The sequence below is a fragment of the Allobosea caraganae genome, from assembly GCF_003351345.1.
GTDB lineage: Bacteria > Pseudomonadota > Alphaproteobacteria > Rhizobiales > Beijerinckiaceae > Allobosea > Allobosea caraganae.
The window spans coordinates 78,176-95,445 of the sequence record NZ_QQTO01000040.1 but is presented as its reverse complement, the minus strand read 5'-3'; the positions used below and the strand labels follow the sequence as shown (position 1 = coordinate 95,445).

Here is a 17,270-nt window from a genome sequence, read left to right as displayed (position 1 = left end):
TTTTTTTACAAGGAGAAGTCGGCATCAGAGATGCATGAGCGTTGCGTGGGGTCGGAGATGTGTGCAAGAGACGGCCGCGGTGACGCCCGGCAGCCCGCCCGCCGCACGGCCCGCTCCCGCGCCGGGACAGCCCTCGGCGATTCCGCCGGCTCCCGGCCAGCGTCCGCTCGGCGCCGAGCCGTCCATGCCGCGTCCGGTGCCGCCGATCATCACGCCCGGCGCGCAGCAGCCCGGCCAGCCGCCGGTTGTTCGCACCGAGCCCGCGCCCGGCCAGCCGCCGCTGCCGCCGCCTGACCGGCAGGGCCGCCGCGGCGGCATCGGCCTTGGCGGCGCGGCTGCCATTGGCCTCGGCGCCGCCGCCATTGGCGGCATCATGGCGACGCAGGGCGCCAACCGCATCGACGACGTTCGCGGCCGCCGCGAGGAGCGGCGCGAGGGCGACGTCACCATCATCCGCGAGCCCGGCCGCACCATCATCCGCGACAATGACCGCGCCATCATCCAGCGCGACGAGACCGAGCGCTTCCGCGATCTCGGCTGGCAGGGCCGCACCGAGCGGCGCGGCGACGAGAACGTCACCGTGTACGAGCGGCCCGATGGCAGCCGCGTCACCACGGTCACCGACGAGGACGGCCGCCTGATCCGCCGCACCCGCCGCATGCGCGACGGCGAGGAGGTCGTCATGATCGACAATTTCCGCCGCGACCGGCCGGGCGGCCGGTTCTCGGAGGAGGTCGTCGTGCTGCCCGCCCCGCCGCTGCCGATGGCGCGCGAACGCTATGTCGTCGATGCCGAGCGCGCCGACGAGGAGCTGATCTACGAGACCATCATGGCTCCGCCGATCGCGGCCATCCCGCGACGCTACACGCTGGACGAAGTCCGCTACTCGCCCGACCTGCGCGCCCGCATGCGCAGCGTCGACATCGACACGGTGAACTTCGAGACGGCGTCCTGGGAGGTCGCGCAGGGCCAGGCCCAGAAGCTCGCGGTGATCGCGGCCTCGATCCGCCGGGCGCTGCAGCGCTCGCCCAACGAGGTCTTCCTGGTCGAGGGCCATACCGACGCGGTCGGCGCCGACCTCGACAACCTGTCGCTGTCGGATCGCCGCGCCCAGTCGGTGGCGGAGATCCTGACCCGCGACTTCCAGGTGCCGCCCGAGAACCTGACGACCCAGGGCTATGGCGAGCAGTATCTCAAGGTCGTGACGCAGGACGCGGCCCGCGAGAACCGCCGCGTCACGCTCCGGCGCATCACGCCGCTGCTGGCGGGGCAGAACTGACCTGCGCCTGGCGCAGAGTCTCAACGGAACGCGGCGGGCCCTGATGCGTTTTGCGCAGGAGCCCGCCGCGTTGGATGTGGCGGGTGCCTCTGGCGAAGGAGGTTTGCCATGCGTACGAACCGTTGGATGTTCCTGGGTCTCGTCCTGACCGGGTTGGTCGTGGCTGAGGCTGCGGCCGCGCAGCAGGACGGTTTTGCGCGACAGCGCGCGCCCGGCGTGCCGCTCGCGCCCAAGCCGACCGAAATCTACGGCGATCTCGCGCGCGACGATCTGCGCCCCGGCGTCGATCGCATGGCGCCGCCGGTCCACGGGCGCCTGGAGCGCAAGGCGGAGCGGGGCGCGGAGCGCGAACTGCCGATGCCGAAGCCGGTGCCGTCGATCATCGCTCGCTAGGTTGGCGGCGTTCACTTTCGCACAAGGCGTTCACCCAAGGTCAAGACTTGGCGCCTAACCATGGGGCAACAGGAGTTGCCCCATGACCGATGCCGTCGCCCTCGCGCAGAGCTATGCTGCGACCGAAGCCGTCAAGACCCAGCAGGCCCTGCAGATCGAGATGATGAAGCAGCAGGCCGGTTCGGACGCCGCCGTCGTCGACCTGCTGCAGCAGGGTGCCGAGCAGCAGAAGGCGATGCTCCCGGTCGGGCAGGGCGGCACCGTCGACATCACCGCCTGATCTGCCGCCCGGGCATAGCTCCTTTCTCAGGCATGCCAGTTGCGCTTTCCCTGGAAGCCGAATAATCTTCGTGCCGTTCCGAGGGGTGCTCGCAAGGGCTGAGATGGCGTGAAAGCCGAACCCGTCGAACCTGATCCGGGTCATACCGGCGGAGGGACTGGAACGCGGCGTGCGCCTCCCCGTACCCGCAGACAGCGACTGGACCGCTTCTAAACCCGGATCTCCTGAACCTTGGACCAAGGAGGAGATCCCAGTGAACGTTCATGCCAAGCCGCAGAAGAACAGCGTCAAGACCGCCCCGGAAACCGTGACGACAGGGCCGATCATCGGCTCGCGCAAGATCTACGTCGCGCCGCCCGAGCATCCCGAGATGCGCGTGCCCTTCCGCGAGGTGCAGCTCACCACTGATGCCGAGCCGCCGGTGCGCATCTACGACCCGTCCGGCCCCTTCACTGAGACCGATGTCAAGATCGACCTGAACCAGGGCCTGCCGCAGCCGCGCCGCGCCTGGCTCGATGCCCTCGGTTTCGAGACCGTGCCCGGCCGCATCGTCACCGCCGCCGATAACGGCCATATCAGCGCCGACCAGCTCGTCCCGGCCTGCCCGGCCGAGCGTCCGATCCTTGAGGCTAGGCCCGGCCAGATGGCGACCCAGTACGAGTTCGCTCGGGCTGGCATCATCACGCCCGAGATGATCTACGTCGCCCATCGCGAGAATCTCGGCCGCGCCGCCATGCTGGAGGGCGCCCGCGAGCGCCATGCCGATGGCGAGAGCTTCGGCGCTTCCGTGCCGGAATTCGTCACGCCGGAATTCGTCCGCAGCGAGATCGCCCGCGGCCGCGCCATCATCCCGGCCAACATCAACCATCCCGAGTTGGAGCCGATGGCGATCGGCCGCAACTTCCTGGTCAAGATCAACGCCAATATCGGCAACTCCGCCGTGACCTCCGGCGCCGCCGAGGAGGTCGAGAAGCTGGTCTGGGCGATCCGCTGGGGCGCGGATACCGTCATGGACCTCTCGACCGGCCGCAACATCCACAACATCCGCTCCTGGATCCTGCGCAACTCGCCGGTGCCGATCGGCACCGTGCCGATCTACCAGGCGCTGGAGAAGGTCGGCGGCGACCCGATCAAGCTCGACTGGGAGGTGTTCAAGGACACGCTGATCGAGCAGGCCGAGCAGGGCGTCGACTACTTCACCATCCATGCCGGCGTGCGCCTCCCCTACGTGCCGCTGACCGCCTCGCGCGTCACCGGCATCGTCTCGCGCGGCGGCTCGATCATGGCGCGCTGGTGCCTGGCGCATCACAAGGAGAGCTTCCTCTACGAGCGCTTCGACGAGATTTGCGACATCATGCGCAAATACGACGTTTCCTTCTCGCTCGGCGACGGCCTGCGCCCGGGCTCGATCGCCGACGCCAATGACCGCGCCCAGTTCGCCGAGCTGGAGACGCTGGGCGAGCTCACCAAGGTCGCCTGGGACAAGGGCTGCCAGGTCATGATCGAGGGCCCCGGCCATGTGCCGATGCACAAGATCAAGGAGAACATGGACAAGCAGCTGCGCGAATGCGGCGAAGCCCCGTTCTACACCTTGGGCCCGCTGACCACCGACATCGCGCCCGGCTATGACCACATCACCTCGGGCATCGGCGCGGCGATGATCGGCTGGTTCGGCTGCGCCATGCTCTGCTACGTCACGCCGAAGGAGCATCTCGGCCTGCCCGACCGCGACGACGTCAAGGTGGGCGTCATCACCTACCGGATCGCGGCCCATGCCGCCGACCTCGCCAAGGGCCATCCGGCGGCGAAGATCCGCGACGATGCCGTCTCGCGCGCCCGCTTCGACTTCCGCTGGGAGGACCAGTTCAACCTGGCGCTCGATCCGGACACGGCGCGCTCCTTCCACGACGAGACCTTGCCGAAGGACGCCCACAAGGTCGCGCATTTCTGCTCGATGTGCGGGCCGAAATTCTGCTCGATGAAGATCACGCAGGACCTCCGCGCCGAAGTGCTCGCCATGGGCGACAACGAGCGCGCCGCGCTCGAGGCCATGGCGGGCGATCAAGCGGCAGCGCAGATCGAGCAGCAGAAACTCGGCATGGCGGCCAAGTCGGAGGAGTTCCTGAAGAAGGGCGGCAACCTCTATTTGCCGGCCGCCGAGTGACGACGGCCGTCATGGCCGGCTGCCTCGACGCGTCCAGCGTCGCGGCGGTTCTGGCGCGCATGGCGGAGACCCGCCCGCGCGTGCACTGCCTCACCAATACGGTGGCGCAGAACGTCACCGCCAACATGCTGCTCGCCTTCGGCGCGATCCCGTCCATGGCCGTTCATGTCGACGAGGTCGCCGGCTTCGCCCAGGGCGCGGGCGCGATCCTGATCAACCTCGGCACGATCTCGGCCGAGGGCGAGCTCGCCATCCCGAAGCTGCTCGAGGCGGCGCGCGATCATCATAAGCCGCTGGTGCTCGACCCGGTCTTCGTCGAGCTCTCGCCGCTGCGCCGGCACATTGCGCGCGAGGTGTTGCGCCTGCCTGACGTCGTCGTGCGCGGCAACGCCACCGAAATGGCGGCGCTTGCGAGCGAGCTTGATGCCGCCGAGCGCGTCACCCGCGTCACCACCGGCAAGGTCGACCACATCGAGGGTAAGAGGGGCGCGCTCGCCATCGCTCACGGCCATCCGCTGATGACGAAGGTCACCGGCCTCGGCTGCGCCTCGAGCGCGCTGGTGGCCGCCTGCTGCGCCGTCGAGACAGACCCGGTCATCGCCGCCGGCGCGGCGCTGACCGCCTTTGGCATCGCCGGCGAGATCGCCGCCGCGAAATCGGCCGGCCCCGGCAGCTTCGCCGTCAACCTGATCGATGCGCTCGCGAGCCTCGATGAGGCGCTGCTGCGCCGGCACATGGGAGAACGCGCGTGAAAGTCGATATCCGGGTCTATGGCCTCGTCGATCCGCAGATCGCCGCCGGCCGTTCGCTCGCCGATCTCGCCCGCGCCGCGGCCGAGGGCGGCGCGACGCTGATCCAGCTGCGCGCCAAGGAGCAGTCCACGCGCGAGATGGTGCGGGAGGCCAAGGCCATCCATGAAGCTCTGCGTGGCACCAACGTCCCGCTGCTGATCAACGATCGCGTCGACGTCGCGCTCGCATCCGGGGCCGAGGGCGTCCATCTCGGCGCTGACGACATGGAGCTGATCGATGCCCGCCGCCTCCTCGGGCCCGACGCCATCATCGGCGCGACCCTGAAGAACGCGGGCGAGCTGCCCTACCTGACGTCGGCACCGATCGATTATGCCTGCATCGGCGGCGTCTTCGGCACCGTGCACAAGGACAATCCCGACGCGCCGCTCGGCCTTGCCGGCCTCACCGCCCTGCGCCGCGAGGCGGCTCGCGTGCTTGGTTCGCTGCCGGTCGGAGCCATCGCCGGCATCAACGCGGCCAACACAGCCTCGGTGATCGCGGCCGGCGCCGATGGCGTGGCGGTGATCGGCGCGCTGTTCGCGGGAGCGGATGCCAGGGCCGCGGCGCGCGAGTTGCGTGCCATCGTCGATGCGGCGCTCGCCTTGGCGCAGGCGAAATCGGCCTGACGCCTACTGCGTCGGCACCGCTGGCGGCGCGGCGGGACGCGCCACGGCCGGGCGCGGCGGCCTCGGCCGCTCCGGCTTCTGCTCGGGCAGGCCGAGCCGGGCCCTGATCGAGGCGGCCTTCGCTTCCGTGAGGCGCGAGGCGCAGTATCCGACTTGGCCTTCGCGCTGATAATCGCGGCAGACCCGCTCGCGCTCCGAGGAGAAGCCGGCCTGCTCGCGCGCGATCGCGCGCTGCTCGACCGGGTCGGACTTGGCGGTCAAGGCCTTGTAGCCTTCGAGCACGGCGCGCTCGGCCTTGCCGCGGTCGGCCTCGATCTCCTTGCTGCGGCTGGTCAGCGTGCGCGCATCCGGCCCCCACAGCCCGCGCGGGTCGATCCGGCAGGCGGCGGCCGTGATCACGCAGGGCTCGGCCGGCTCGACCACGAGGAAGGCGCCGTCGAGCACGTCGAACACGATCGGGCAGGCCGAGGCTTCCAGCTTGTAGCGCGGCACGCCGGCGGGTCGGCCCTGCGGCGTCACCGGTACCGGCGCCTCGCCGAAATCGACGACGCAGGGCTCGGTCAGGTTCTCGGATTGGTAGCCATCGGCGCTGAAGCGCAGGCCGTAGCCGCTGCCGAGCTTCTCGAAGCTCGCCTGGCCGAGCGCGCCGTTATGCCGGAGCGCGCGCCCAACGATCGATTCCTCGCTCGGCAGCTTGATCGCAGGCATCGACGGCACGCGCGGCTTCGGCGGCCCGCCTGCGGATGCGGGCGGCGCGGCCTGCTGCGCCCCGGCCGGGTTGAACGGCTGCGCGCCCGGCAATTGCAGCGGCTGCGCCTGGGCAAGCCCGGTCAGACCGGCAAAAGCCAGCATCGCGAAGGTCTTGCAGGCCATGCGGCGCGATCTCGTCAGCATAATCCGCCATGCGACTGGAAACGTGACCCTCTGCATGAAGTGCCATGCCCGCGCGCGCAAGAGCAGCAGCGCAACACCTTGCGCGAATGATGCTTCGCGGGAAACGCAGGTTGGATTTGCGCATACCGGGACGCGGCCGAGACTTGCCGGTAGGTCAGGCCATGACTATGCGCGCGCCGTGGATGCGTTTCACCTGAAATCCGCCCGGACCCTGTGGATTCGGCCATGACCTCTTAACCGAACCCGCGATTGCCGCCGCCATCGCCGATTCTTAATCCGGCTCCGTGTCTTGCAAGGGTAGGAACACCCTCACTATATACGCCGCCAAGAGGCGGTCCTAGCGGCCGCGAATCGTGGAATGCCGGGTCGTTCGCCGCGTGAGGTGGGGGCGGGCCGGTCCATGGGCCGGCAGGCGGTGTCACGCACCGTAGGTCGGCGATCTGCTCAATCGAAAGGGATCCCATCCATGGGTAAAGTTATCGGCATCGACCTCGGCACGACGAATTCTTGCGTCGCGGTCATGGAAGGCACCACGCCTAAGGTCATCGAGAATTCCGAGGGCGCCCGCACCACGCCTTCGATCGTCGCCATCACCGATGACGGCGAGCGTCTGGTCGGCCAGCCTGCCAAGCGCCAGGCGGTCACCAACCCGGAGCGCACCTTCTTCGCGATCAAGCGCCTGATCGGTCGGACCTTCGAGGATCCGATGACCAAGAAGGACATCAACCTCGTCCCCTACAAGATCAAGAAGTCGCCGGCCGGCGACGCCTGGGTCGAGGCCGACGGCACCGATTATTCGCCCTCGCAGATCTCCGCCTTCACGCTGACGAAGATGAAGGAGACCGCGGAGGCCTATCTCGGCCAGCAGGTCACCCAGGCCGTCATCACCGTCCCGGCCTATTTCAACGACGCCCAGCGCCAGGCCACCAAGGATGCCGGCCGCATCGCCGGCCTCGAGGTGCTGCGTATCATCAACGAGCCGACTGCGGCTGCGCTCGCCTACGGCCTCGACAAGAAGACCGCCGGCACGATCGCGGTCTATGACCTCGGCGGCGGCACCTTCGACGTCTCGATCCTCGAGATCGGCGACGGCGTCTTCGAGGTGAAGTCGACCAATGGCGACACCTTCCTCGGCGGCGAGGACTTCGACATGCGCCTCGTCGAGTATCTCGCCGACGAGTTCAAGCGCGAGCAGGGCATCGACCTGAAGAAGGACAAGCTCGCCCTCCAGCGCCTGAAGGAGGCGGCCGAGAAGGCCAAGATCGAGCTCTCGACCACGGCCCAGACCGAGATCAACCTGCCCTACATCACGGCGGATGCGTCCGGTCCGAAGCACCTCGCCATCAAGCTCTCGCGCGCCAAGTTCGAGAGCCTGGTCGACGATCTCGTCCAGCGCACCATCGAGCCCTGCAAGAAGGCGCTCAAGGATGCCGGCCTCTCGGCGGGCCAGATCGACGAGGTCGTTCTCGTCGGCGGCATGACCCGCATGCCGAAGGTCCAGGAGGTCGTGAAGCAGTTCTTCGGCAAGGAGCCGCACAAGGGCGTCAACCCTGACGAGGTCGTCGCCATCGGCGCCGCGATCCAGGCCGGCGTGCTCCAGGGCGACGTCAAGGACGTGCTGCTGCTCGACGTGACCCCGCTCTCGCTCGGCATCGAGACGCTGGGTGGTGTCTTTACGCGTCTGATCGACCGCAACACCACGATCCCGACCAAGAAGAGCCAGGTCTTCTCCACCGCTGAGGACAATCAGCAGGCGGTGACGATCCGCGTCTTCCAGGGCGAGCGCGAGATGGCGGCCGACAACAAGATGCTCGGCCAGTTCGACCTGATGGGCATTCCGCCGTCCCCGCGCGGCATGCCGCAGATCGAGGTGACCTTTGACATCGACGCCAACGGCATCGTCTCGGTGACGGCGAAGGACAAGGCCACCAACAAGGAGCAGCAGATCCGCATCCAGGCCTCCGGCGGCCTCTCCGAGGCCGACATCCAGAAGATGGTCAAGGATGCCGAATCCAACGCGGCCGAGGACAAGAAGCGGCGCGAGCTGGTCGAGGCGAAGAACCAGGGCGAGAGCCTGGTGCATTCGACCGAGAAGTCGCTGAAGGATTACGGCGACAAGGTCTCCGCCGCCGACAAGTCGGCGATCGAGACTGCGCTCGACGCGCTCAAGGCCGCGCTGGTCGAGGAGAATGTCGAGACCATCTCGGCCCGCACCACCGACCTGATGCAGGCTTCGATGAAGCTCGGCGAAGCCATGTATGCGGCGAGCCAGGCCGAGGGCGCAGCCCCCGAGGGTGGCGAGGCCGAGACCGCCGAGGCCAAGAAGGACGACGTCATCGACGCCGACTTCAAGGATGTCAGCGACGACAAGGGCGACAAGAAGAAGAGCGCCTGATCGGCGCTCGGCCCTCCCTGGGACGTCCTGGCCGGGCTTGACCCGGCCATCGCGTTCGGGGATGGCCTCTTGAAGACAGGACGCTGCCATGCCGCCATGGCCGGGTTGATCCCGGCCATGATTCGGAAGGGGAGCGGAGGGGCCGCGGATTCATGTCCAAACGCGACTATTATGAGATCCTCGGGGTCTCCAAGACCGCGAGCGAAGCGGAGCTGAAAAGCGCCTTCCGCAAGCTGGCGATGCAATGCCATCCCGACCGCCACCCCGGCGACAAGGGCGCCGAGGCCAAGTTCAAGGAGTTGAACGAGGCCTATCAGGTGCTCGCCGACGGCCAGAAGCGCGGCGCCTATGACCGCTACGGCCATGCCGCCTTCGAGAATGGCAGCGGCGGGCCCGGCAACGGCGCCGATTTCTCCGACTTCATGTCGGATATCTTCGATTCTTTTTTCGGCGACGCGCGCGGCGGTGGGCGCGGCGGACCACGTGGCGCAAACGGCCGCGAGCGCGGCGCCGATCTGCGCTATAATCTCGAGATCGGCCTCGAGGACGCTTTCGCCGGCAAGACCGCCTCGATCCGCGTGCCGACCTCGATCGCTTGCGAGGTCTGCACCGGCACCGGGGCCAAGCCGGGCTCATCCTCGCGCCAATGCCCGACCTGCGGCGGTCACGGCCGCGTGCGCGCCAACCAGGGCTTCTTCTCGGTCGAGCGCACCTGCCCGACCTGCGGCGGCCGCGGCGAGGTGATCGACGATCCCTGCAAGAACTGCTCGGGCTCCGGTCGCGTCACGCGCGAGCGCACGCTCTCGGTCAACATCCCCGCCGGCGTCGAGGACGGCACCCGCATCCGCCTTGCCGGCGAGGGTGAGGCCGGGTTGCGCGGCGGGCCGGCCGGCGACCTCTACATCTTCCTCTCGATCAAGCCGCACGCGATCTTCCAGCGCGACGGCGCCGACCTGTTCTGCCGCGTTCCGCTCGGCCTGACCTCGGCTGCGCTCGGTGGCGAGATCGAGGTGCCGACGCTGACCGGTGAGAAGGCGCGCGTGAAGGTTCCCGAGGGCACCCAGAGCGGCAAGCAGTTCCGCCTCAAGGGCAAGGGCATGAGCGTGCTGCGCTCGCGCGAGACCGGCGACCTCTACATCGAGGTCGTGGTCGAGACGCCGCAGAAGCTCACCCCGCGCCAGCGCGAATTGCTGCTGGAATTCGAGCGCGAGAGCTCGAATTCGACCCATCCCGAGACCGCCGGCTTCTTCGGCCGGGTCAAGGACTTTTTGGGCGGCATCAGCGGCGGCGCGGCCTGACTCTCAGTCCTCAGGGCGAGGGCTACGAAACGCATAAGAAAAGGGCGGGTGACCCCAGAGGTCGCCCGCCCTTTTTTCGATCGCAAGCGCCTGATGCGTCAGGCCTTGTCGATCACTTTCTTGACTGCGTCCTTGGTCTTGCCAAGCGCCTGCTGGGCCTCGCCCTTGCGCTCCTGCGCAAAGCCCTCGGCCTGGAGGCCGGGCTTGTCGAGCGCCTTGCCGACGCCCTGCTTGACGTTGCCAGCGGCCTCGTTGGCCATGCCCTTGATCTTGTCAGCGGTGCTGCCCATTGGTTCGTCTCCTTACTCGAATGCGCGCCGCCGCAGCGGCTATGGTGAGGAAACGGCCGGGCCGGGAGAAGGTTCCCGGACGCCGTCCTCCACCGTCATGGTCGGGTTAGTCCCGGCCATCTGCGTCTTTGCTGGTCGAGAGCGGTGCTTAAAACGTGGATACCGGCCAGAAGGGCGAGCATGACGGCGAGCGCTACTTGGCCGCCATCGCCCGCAGCGCCTCCGCCGTCGCTGCGTCCGCGGGAAAGAACGTCTCCAGCGCCAGCTCCGACAGCGTGATGTCGACCGGCGTGCCGAATACGGTCGTGGTCGAGATCAGCGAGAGGACCTGCTCGCCGAGCTTCAGCTGCATCGGCACGACGATCGCCGCCTCCAGCTCAGGCTCGGCCGCATGCCCCTTCCTCACAGGTACGGCCGGAGCCGGATAGGTCAGCAACTCCGCGAGCAGGTCGGCCAGCACCGGATCCGCCGTCGCCCTGATCTGCTGACGCAGCCGGGCGATCAGATGACCGCGCCATTCACTGAGATTGGCGATGAAGGGCGCGAGCCCGCCCGGGTGCAGGCTCAGCCTGAGCACGTTGACCGGTGGCCGCAGCAGGTCGGCATCGGCTGCCAGCCCCATCAGCGGCCCGACCGCCGCATTGGCCGCGAGCAGCGTCCAGTGCCGGTCGACCGCGATGGCCGGATAGGGCTCGTGCCCCTTCAGCACGAGGTCGATCGCGGCTTTGGCGGCTTGCAGGCTCGGGTCTTCGAGCGAGCGCTCCAGATAGACCGGCGCGTAGCCGGCCGCGAGCAGCAGCGCATTGCGTTCGCGCAGCGGCACGCCGAGATATTCGGCGAGGTGCAGGACCATGTCGCGGCTGGGGGCGGAGCGGCCGCTTTCGATGAAGCTGAGATGCTTCTGCGAGATCTCGGCCTCGAGCGCGAGGTCGAGCTGACTCAGCCGGCGCAGCTGCCGCCAGTCGCGGATGAGATGGCCGACGGTGGGTCTGTAATGCTCGTTCATGCCGGTAAACCTAGTCCGGGTTCCGTCCCGTTCCAATTACCTCCCGCTTAATCGACTGGCCGCCGCGTCTTGGTCAGCATGGCCCCATCAGCAACGGCCGGAACCGCAGAGGCGGTCCCCGGGCACAGCCAAGGAAACCATGCCATGTCGTCGATCCAGTCTTCGCGCGTCCTGCGCAACGCGCTTGCCCTCGATGCCGCCGCCTGCGCCGCGACCGGGCTCCTGCTCGATTTCGGAGCCGGCGCGCTCTCCGGGCCGCTCGGCTTCCCCGCCGCCTTCCTGATGGGGGCGGGCCTGGTGCTGCTGCCCTGTGCTGCGCTGCTCGCCTTCTTCGCCAGCCGGGCGACCCTGCCGCGTCTCGCCGTCTACGCCGTGATCGGCGTCAACATCCTCTGGGTCGCCGACAGCATCCTGATCCTGGTCGCCGGCTGGTTCGCACCGACCGGGCTTGGCATCGCCTTCGTCCTGGCCCAGGCTGCGGCGGTGGCGGTGATCACCGAGCTTGAGGTGATCGGGTTGAGGAGTTCTGCTGTGGTCGGTGGCGCGGCGATTGCCAGCCGCTGATCGCTCCATCTTGAGCCGTGCCGTCCGGTACTCCGGGTGGCCGGCTCTTTACGTCGCTCCAGCCGGCAAACTGTCACGAAACTGTCGCCCGCGCTCACTAGCCGATGCCTGCCAGTTTCATGCTCCAGCCGGACAGGATCGACCCATGCGCAATCCCTTCGTTCTCGCGGCTCTCGCATCCGTGCTGCTCGGCGGCACCGCGCTCGCCGAGCCGATGTTCAACCGCGTCGCCACCTTCTCGGTGCCGCTGAACCTGCCGGCCGACCGCGACGCCTCGAAGAAGACGGTGTCCGAAATCATCGCCGCCAACGAGGCCGGCACGGTGCTGGCCTATACCGATGCCGAGCAGCAGGCGATCGGCCTGATCGACATCACCACCGCCAATGCGCCAAAACCCTTCGGCTTCATCCCGGTCGGCGGCGAGCCGACCTCGGTTGCGATCCTCGGCGAGTCCGTCTTCGCGGTCGTCGTCACCTCCGGCAGCAATTTCAAGGAGCCGGCCGGCTACCTCGCCACCATCGACCTCAAGACCAAGCAGATCACCGCCAAATGCGATCTCGGCGGTCAGCCGGATTCGATCACGCTGACCAAGGACAAGGGCAAGCTCGCCATCGTCATGGAGAACGAGCGCGACGAGAAGTTCAACAAGGGCGACCTGCCGCAGCTCCCGGCCGGCAACCTGACGCTGGTCTCGATCAAGGACGGCGCCGCCGATTGCGCCTCGCGCCAGGTCGTCGACCTCACTGGCATCACCGCGGTCGAGCCGACCGATCCGGAGCCGGAATTCGTCGACGTCAACCAGGACGGCCTCGCGGTGGTGACGCTGCAGGAGAACAACCACATCGCCATCGTCGACACGAAGTCCGGCAAGCTCGTCGCCAACTTCCCCGCCGGCGCGGTCGACCTCAAGGGCATCGACAAGACCCGCGACGGCCAGATCAAGCCGACGGAAGAACTGAAGAACGTCGCCCGCGAGCCTGACGCGGTGCGCTGGCTCGACAATGACCGCTTCGTCACCGCCAACGAGGGCGACTGGAAGGGCGGCTCGCGCGGCTTCACCATCTTCCGCAAGGACGGCACGGTCGAATTCGACTCCGGCAATATGGTCGACAGCATCGCCATGCGGCTCGGCCACTACCCCGAGCGTCGCTCGGCCGCCAAGGGCAGCGAGCCCGAGGGCATCGAGGCCGGCACCTATGGCACTGAGCGCCTCTTCTTCGTCGGCCTGGAGCGCGCCTCGCTCGTGCTGGTGTTCAAGGACGAGGGCGCCGGTCGCGCGCCGCGCTTCCTCCAGGCGTTGCCGTCGGGCATCGCACCGGAGGGCCTGCTCGCCATCCCGCAGCGCAATCTCTTCGTCTCCGCCGCCGAGGCCGACGTCGGCGACAAGGGCGGCGCCCGCGCTGCCGTGATGATCTACGAGCGCAGCGAGGCGCCGGCCGCCTATCCGAGCATCGCATCAGTGGAAGTCGATGGCGCGCCGCTCGGCTGGGGCGCGCTCTCCGGCCTCGCCGCGCATGCGACCACGGCCGGCCGCCTCCATGCGGTCACCGACAGCGCCTATTCGCCGACCCGCATCCTCGATATCGACGCCAGCCAGAAGCCGGCGAAGATCGTCTCGGCCCTAACCCTGACCAAGGACGGCAAGCCGGTCGGCTACGACGCCGAAGCCATTGCGACCCGTCCGGCCGGCGGCTTCTGGCTGGCGTCCGAGGGCGCTCCCGAGGCCAAGGAGAAGCCGACGCAGAACCTGCTGCTGCGCGTCTCCGCCAAGGGCGAGGTCGAGGAGGAGATCGCTCTCCCCGAGGATTTCGCCAAGCAGGCGATCAACCAGGGCTATGAGGGCGTCACCGTCACCGGCACCGGCGCGGACGAGACCGTCTGGATCGCCGTGCAGCGCGAGTGGAAGGACGACCCGAAGGGCAAGGTCAAGATCCTCAGCTACAAGCCGTCGACCAAGAGCTGGGGCATCCTCTATTACCCGCTGACCGCTCCGGCCGCTGGCGCCTGGATGGGCCTGTCCGAGCTGACCTATCTTGGCAATGACAGCTTCGCCGTGATCGAGCGCGACAACCTCTTCGGCACCAAGGCGGTGAAGACGCTCGCGACCTTCTCGGTCAAGGGCCTGGTGCCGGCCCCGTTCGGCTCCTCGACGATTCCGACCGTCGAGAAGAAGCTGCTGCGCGACCTGACGCCCGACCTGATGAAGCTCGGCGGCTACGGCCTCGACAAGGTCGAGGGCATGACTGTGGACAGCGCAGGCAACCTCTTTGTCGTGACCGATAATGACGGGGTGGATGACTCCTCCGGCGAGACGGCGTTCTTCGCCCTCGGCAAGCTGGCGCATTGAGTACTTCCCTTCTCCCCCCTGCGGGAGAAGGTGGCAGCGCGAAGCGCTGACGGATGAGGGGTCGCGCGACGATTGCAACATCGGCGCGTGACCTACTCCGTCCATCGGAAAGCCTAGCGCGACCCCTCATCCGCCCCTGCCGGGGCACCTTCTCCCGCAAGGGGAGAAGGGGAGAGAGCGGCGCATCATTCAACAAAAAGCCCCGGACGCCTACGCATCCGGGGCAGGTGCCTGACCTCATGCGGGCCAGGTGGGAGGAACCAAAAGCATTTTCGAGCGAAGTGGATTCCGGTTCGCGTGAAGGAAATGCGTTAAAGCAAAGCTCAGGCCTTACCAGCCGGCGAGCACAGAGCCCTTGAAGCGCTCGGCGACGAAGGCCTTGATCTCCGGCGAGTGGTAGACCTCGAGCAGCGACTTCACCCAAGCCTTGTCCTTGTCGGCCTCGCGAACTGCGATCAGGTTCACATAAGGACCCTTGGGATCCTCGCGCAGGATGGCCGAGGTCGGCTCGATCTTGGCGTCGACCGCGTAGTTCGTGTTGATCGCGGCGGCGGCGACGTCGGAAAGCGAGCGCGGCGTCTGGGCGGCGTCGATCTCGACGATCTTCAGCTTCTTCGGGTTGGCGGTGATGTCGGCTACGGTCGGCTTGAAGCCGACGCCGTCCTTCAGCTTGATGATGCCCTTGTCCTGCAGCAGCAGCAGCGAGCGCCCGCCATTGGTCGGGTCGTTCTGGATCGCGATCGTGGCGCCATCCGGCACCTCCGACCAGTTCTTGTACTTCGACGAGTAGATGCCGAGCGGGAAGTTCACGGTCAGGCCGACGCTGACCAGCTTGTAGCCGCGATCCTTCACCTGGTTGTCGAGATAGGGCTGGTTCTGGAAGGAATTGGCCTCCAGCTCGCCGGCGTCGAGCGCCTGGTTCGGCACGACATAGTCGGAGAACTCGACGATCTTGAGGTCGAGCCCCTTCTTGGCGGCGAGCGGCTTCACCTTCTCGAGGATCTCGGCATGCGGGCCGGGCGAGGCGCCGATGCGGACGACCTGGTTCTGCTGGGCGAAGGCCGGGGCGGCCAGCGTCAGGGCGATGGCGGCCGAGGCGAAGAGCGCGGCGCGGCGGGTGATGATGGACATGGGAACTCCTTGAGTCTGCTTTGGATGGGGAAGGAAAAAGGGGTCAGGCGTGGCGCAGGCGCTTGTTGAGCCGGCGCGCCAGCCGGTCGCCGATGCTCTGCACGGTCTGGACGAGGACGATCAGCACGGCGACGACCACGCCCATCACGTCGGGCATGAAGCGCTGGTAGCCGTAGCGGATGCCGAGGTCGCCGAGCCCGCCGCCACCGACCGCGCCGACCATGGCGGAGAAGCCGAGCAGGCTGACGATGGCGAGCGTGAGCCCCAGCGTAATCGCCGGCAGCGCCTCGGGCACCAGGACCTTGCGCACGATCTGGAGCGGGGTCGCGCCCATCGAGCGGGCGGCTTCGACCAGGCCCTGGTCGACCTCGCGGATCGCGCCTTCGATCAGCCGGGCGATGAAGGGCGTGGCGGCCAGCGTCAGCGGCACCATCGCGGCATTGGTGCCGATCGAGGTGCCTGCGATCAGCCGGGTGAACGGGATGATCGCGACGACGAGGATGATGAAGGGCGTCGAGCGGGTGGCGTTGACCAGTGCGCCGAGCACGGCATTGACGACTGGGGCGGCGAAAAGCTCGCCGCGCTTGCTGGTGGCGAGGAAGACGCCGAGCGGCAGGCCGAACACGGTGCCGAGTCCGGCGGCGACCGCGACCATCAGCAAGGTGTCGCCGGTCGCCTGGATGATGAGCCGGATGATTTCAGGAGACATGGCCGAGCACCTCCGCCTTGAGGTCGAGGCTCTTCAGCGCGCCGAGCACGGCCGAGAATTCCGGATCGCGCGCCGGCACCGAGACGAGTAGGCTGCCGAAGGGCTGGCCGGCAATGGCGTCGATCCGCCCGGCCAGGATGTTGACGTCGACGCCGACGACGGAGCTCAGCCGGCTGATCACCGGCGCCGTCGCGTTCTCGCCGGTGAAGGTGATGCGCAGTATGGCGTTGTCGCCGGCCTTCGCCGTCGGCCTGATCCTGTCAGCCAGATGCGCCGGCAGCTCGACGCCGGTCACGGTCTCGACGAAGCGCGCCGTGGTCGGGTGCTGCGGCCTGGTGAAGACTTGGAAGGTCTCGCCTTCCTCGACGATGCGCCCACCCTCGATCACCGCGACCCGGTCGCAGATTTCCTTGATCACCGGGATCTCGTGGGTGATCAGCAGGATGGTGAGGCCAAGCTCGCGGTTGACGCGCTTGAGCAGCGCCAGGATCGACTGCGTCGTCTCCGGGTCGAGCGCCGAGGTCGCCTCGTCGCAGAGCAGCACCTTCGGCTCGGTCGCGAGGGCGCGGGCGATGCCGACGCGCTGCTTCTGCCCGCCGGAGAGCTCGGCCGGATAGCGCCCGCTCTTGTCGGACAGGCCGACAAGGTCGAGCAGCGTTTCGACGCGCGCCTTGATCTCGGCCTTCGCCGTTCCCGCGATCTCCAGCGGCAGCGCGACGTTGTCGAAGACGGTGCGCGATGACAGCAGGTTGAAATGCTGGAAGATCATGCCGGTCGTCCGGCGCCTCGCCCGCCAGCCGGCCTCGGTCAGGCCGGTGACGTCCTCGTCTTCGAGCAGGATGCGGCCGGAGGTGGCGCGCTCCAGCCCGTTGACGAGCCGGATCAGGGTGGATTTGCCGGCGCCGGAGCGGCCGATCACGCCGAGGATCGAGCCCTGCGGTACGGCAAGGTCGATGCCCTCGAGAGCGGTAACGGACCCCTGGCCCGAGCGGCCCGGAAAAACCTTGCCGACATTCTCGAAGCGGATCGCCGCAGCGGCAATGGGGATGGGAGCGGCGCCGACGCTGAAGGCGTCGCGCCTGAGTGGGGCGTTCATCATGGCC

At 67.9% G+C, this 17,270-nt stretch carries 16 protein-coding genes and 1 riboswitch; of the genes, 10 read left to right on the top strand and 6 right to left on the bottom strand.

Annotated features, from left to right (window positions below):
- Positions 1-61 precede the first annotated feature (61 nt).
- The 6 genes from DWF00_RS28045 (at position 62) to thiE (ending at position 5,533) form a co-directional block, all read left to right on the top strand.
- Positions 62-1,279 carry an OmpA family protein gene (locus DWF00_RS28045; RefSeq protein ID WP_245974358.1) on the top strand — a complete coding sequence of 406 codons (1,218 nt, stop codon included), beginning with the start codon at positions 62-64 and terminating at the stop codon, positions 1,277-1,279.
- 108 nt (positions 1,280-1,387) lie between these two features.
- Complete coding sequence (locus DWF00_RS28040) at positions 1,388-1,672, top strand: hypothetical protein (RefSeq protein WP_147283855.1); 285 nt, start codon at positions 1,388-1,390, stop codon at positions 1,670-1,672.
- 82 nt (positions 1,673-1,754) lie between these two features.
- Complete coding sequence (locus tag DWF00_RS28035; RefSeq protein WP_114832862.1) at positions 1,755-1,952, top strand: hypothetical protein; 198 nt, start codon at positions 1,755-1,757, stop codon at positions 1,950-1,952.
- 71 nt (positions 1,953-2,023) lie between these two features.
- Positions 2,024-2,127: riboswitch (TPP riboswitch) on the top strand.
- 78 nt (positions 2,128-2,205) lie between these two features.
- Entirely contained in the window at positions 2,206-4,116 is a 1,911-nt protein-coding gene (gene thiC / locus DWF00_RS28030) for a phosphomethylpyrimidine synthase ThiC (protein WP_114832863.1), read from the top strand.
- An 11-nt stretch (positions 4,117-4,127) separates the two neighbouring features.
- On the top strand, positions 4,128-4,868 hold the full coding sequence (locus DWF00_RS28025; protein ID WP_114832867.1) for a hydroxyethylthiazole kinase: 741 nt from the start codon (positions 4,128-4,130) through the stop codon (positions 4,866-4,868).
- Positions 4,865-5,533, top strand: coding sequence for a thiamine phosphate synthase (gene thiE / locus DWF00_RS28020; protein ID WP_114832864.1), 669 nt, complete (start codon positions 4,865-4,867; stop codon positions 5,531-5,533). Before DWF00_RS28025 ends, thiE begins: the two co-directional genes overlap by 4 nt.
- A gap of 3 nt (positions 5,534-5,536) precedes the next feature.
- On the opposite strand, the gene DWF00_RS28015 is transcribed toward thiE, so the two are convergent.
- Positions 5,537-6,406, bottom strand: a complete 870-nt coding sequence (locus DWF00_RS28015) for a hypothetical protein (protein WP_114853097.1) — start codon at positions 6,404-6,406, stop codon at positions 5,537-5,539.
- 487 nt (positions 6,407-6,893) lie between these two features.
- Here DWF00_RS28015 and dnaK point away from each other — a divergent pair, with 487 nt between their 5' ends.
- Together dnaK and dnaJ are read left to right on the top strand one after the other, a co-directional pair.
- Positions 6,894-8,822 carry a molecular chaperone DnaK gene (gene dnaK, locus DWF00_RS28010; RefSeq protein WP_114832135.1) on the top strand — a complete coding sequence of 643 codons (1,929 nt, stop codon included), beginning with the start codon at positions 6,894-6,896 and terminating at the stop codon, positions 8,820-8,822.
- 152 nt (positions 8,823-8,974) lie between these two features.
- On the top strand, positions 8,975-10,120 hold the full coding sequence (gene dnaJ / locus DWF00_RS28005) for a molecular chaperone DnaJ (protein ID WP_114832136.1): 1,146 nt from the start codon (positions 8,975-8,977) through the stop codon (positions 10,118-10,120).
- A 98-nt stretch (positions 10,121-10,218) separates the two neighbouring features.
- On the opposite strand, the gene DWF00_RS28000 is transcribed toward dnaJ, so the two are convergent.
- Together DWF00_RS28000 and DWF00_RS27995 are read right to left on the bottom strand one after the other, a co-directional pair.
- Positions 10,219-10,410 carry a CsbD family protein gene (locus DWF00_RS28000; protein WP_114832137.1) on the bottom strand — a complete coding sequence of 64 codons (192 nt, stop codon included), beginning with the start codon at positions 10,408-10,410 and terminating at the stop codon, positions 10,219-10,221.
- Positions 10,411-10,603: 193 nt separating this feature from the next.
- Entirely contained in the window at positions 10,604-11,416 is an 813-nt protein-coding gene (locus tag DWF00_RS27995) for a helix-turn-helix domain-containing protein (protein WP_114832138.1), read from the bottom strand.
- A 144-nt stretch (positions 11,417-11,560) separates the two neighbouring features.
- Between DWF00_RS27995 and DWF00_RS27990 the strand changes: the two genes are divergently transcribed.
- Positions 11,561-11,980, top strand: coding sequence for a hypothetical protein (locus tag DWF00_RS27990; protein WP_114832139.1), 420 nt, complete (start codon positions 11,561-11,563; stop codon positions 11,978-11,980).
- Positions 11,981-12,125: 145 nt separating this feature from the next.
- Complete coding sequence (locus DWF00_RS27985) at positions 12,126-14,327, top strand: esterase-like activity of phytase family protein (protein WP_114832140.1); 2,202 nt, start codon at positions 12,126-12,128, stop codon at positions 14,325-14,327.
- 330 nt (positions 14,328-14,657) lie between these two features.
- On the opposite strand, the gene DWF00_RS27980 is transcribed toward DWF00_RS27985, so the two are convergent.
- From DWF00_RS27980 to DWF00_RS27970, 3 genes are read right to left on the bottom strand one after another with little or no spacing between them, the layout of a single operon-like run.
- Complete coding sequence (locus tag DWF00_RS27980) at positions 14,658-15,458, bottom strand: MetQ/NlpA family ABC transporter substrate-binding protein (protein WP_114832141.1); 801 nt, start codon at positions 15,456-15,458, stop codon at positions 14,658-14,660.
- Between the two features lie 43 nt (positions 15,459-15,501).
- Positions 15,502-16,167 (bottom strand): methionine ABC transporter permease, encoded by a 666-nt coding sequence (locus DWF00_RS27975; RefSeq protein ID WP_114832142.1) that lies wholly within the window; start codon positions 16,165-16,167, stop codon positions 15,502-15,504.
- Entirely contained in the window at positions 16,157-17,263 is a 1,107-nt protein-coding gene (locus DWF00_RS27970; RefSeq protein WP_114832143.1) for a methionine ABC transporter ATP-binding protein, read from the bottom strand. Before DWF00_RS27970 ends, DWF00_RS27975 begins: the two co-directional genes overlap by 11 nt.
- Positions 17,264-17,270: the final 7 nt, after the last annotated feature.

What these genes read in the sequence shown, in the direction of transcription:
- dnaK (WP_114832135.1), top strand. Translation starts at nt 6,894, where the DNA reads ATGGGTAAAGTTATCGGCATCGACCTCGGCACGACGAATTCTTGCGTC.
- DWF00_RS28015 (WP_114853097.1), bottom strand. Translation starts at nt 6,406, where the DNA reads ATGGCCTGCAAGACCTTCGCGATGCTGGCTTTTGCCGGTCTGACCGGG.
- DWF00_RS28000 (WP_114832137.1), bottom strand. Translation starts at nt 10,410, where the DNA reads ATGGGCAGCACCGCTGACAAGATCAAGGGCATGGCCAACGAGGCCGCT.
- DWF00_RS28040 (WP_147283855.1), top strand. Translation starts at nt 1,388, where the DNA reads ATGCGTACGAACCGTTGGATGTTCCTGGGTCTCGTCCTGACCGGGTTG.
- DWF00_RS27975 (WP_114832142.1), bottom strand. Translation starts at nt 16,167, where the DNA reads ATGTCTCCTGAAATCATCCGGCTCATCATCCAGGCGACCGGCGACACC.
- DWF00_RS27970 (WP_114832143.1), bottom strand. Translation starts at nt 17,263, where the DNA reads ATGAACGCCCCACTCAGGCGCGACGCCTTCAGCGTCGGCGCCGCTCCC.
- DWF00_RS27985 (WP_114832140.1), top strand. Translation starts at nt 12,126, where the DNA reads ATGCGCAATCCCTTCGTTCTCGCGGCTCTCGCATCCGTGCTGCTCGGC.
- DWF00_RS28025 (WP_114832867.1), top strand. Translation starts at nt 4,128, where the DNA reads ATGGCCGGCTGCCTCGACGCGTCCAGCGTCGCGGCGGTTCTGGCGCGC.
- DWF00_RS28035 (WP_114832862.1), top strand. Translation starts at nt 1,755, where the DNA reads ATGACCGATGCCGTCGCCCTCGCGCAGAGCTATGCTGCGACCGAAGCC.
- DWF00_RS27980 (WP_114832141.1), bottom strand. Translation starts at nt 15,458, where the DNA reads ATGTCCATCATCACCCGCCGCGCCGCGCTCTTCGCCTCGGCCGCCATC.
- DWF00_RS27995 (WP_114832138.1), bottom strand. Translation starts at nt 11,416, where the DNA reads ATGAACGAGCATTACAGACCCACCGTCGGCCATCTCATCCGCGACTGG.
- DWF00_RS27990 (WP_114832139.1), top strand. Translation starts at nt 11,561, where the DNA reads ATGTCGTCGATCCAGTCTTCGCGCGTCCTGCGCAACGCGCTTGCCCTC.
- dnaJ (WP_114832136.1), top strand. Translation starts at nt 8,975, where the DNA reads ATGTCCAAACGCGACTATTATGAGATCCTCGGGGTCTCCAAGACCGCG.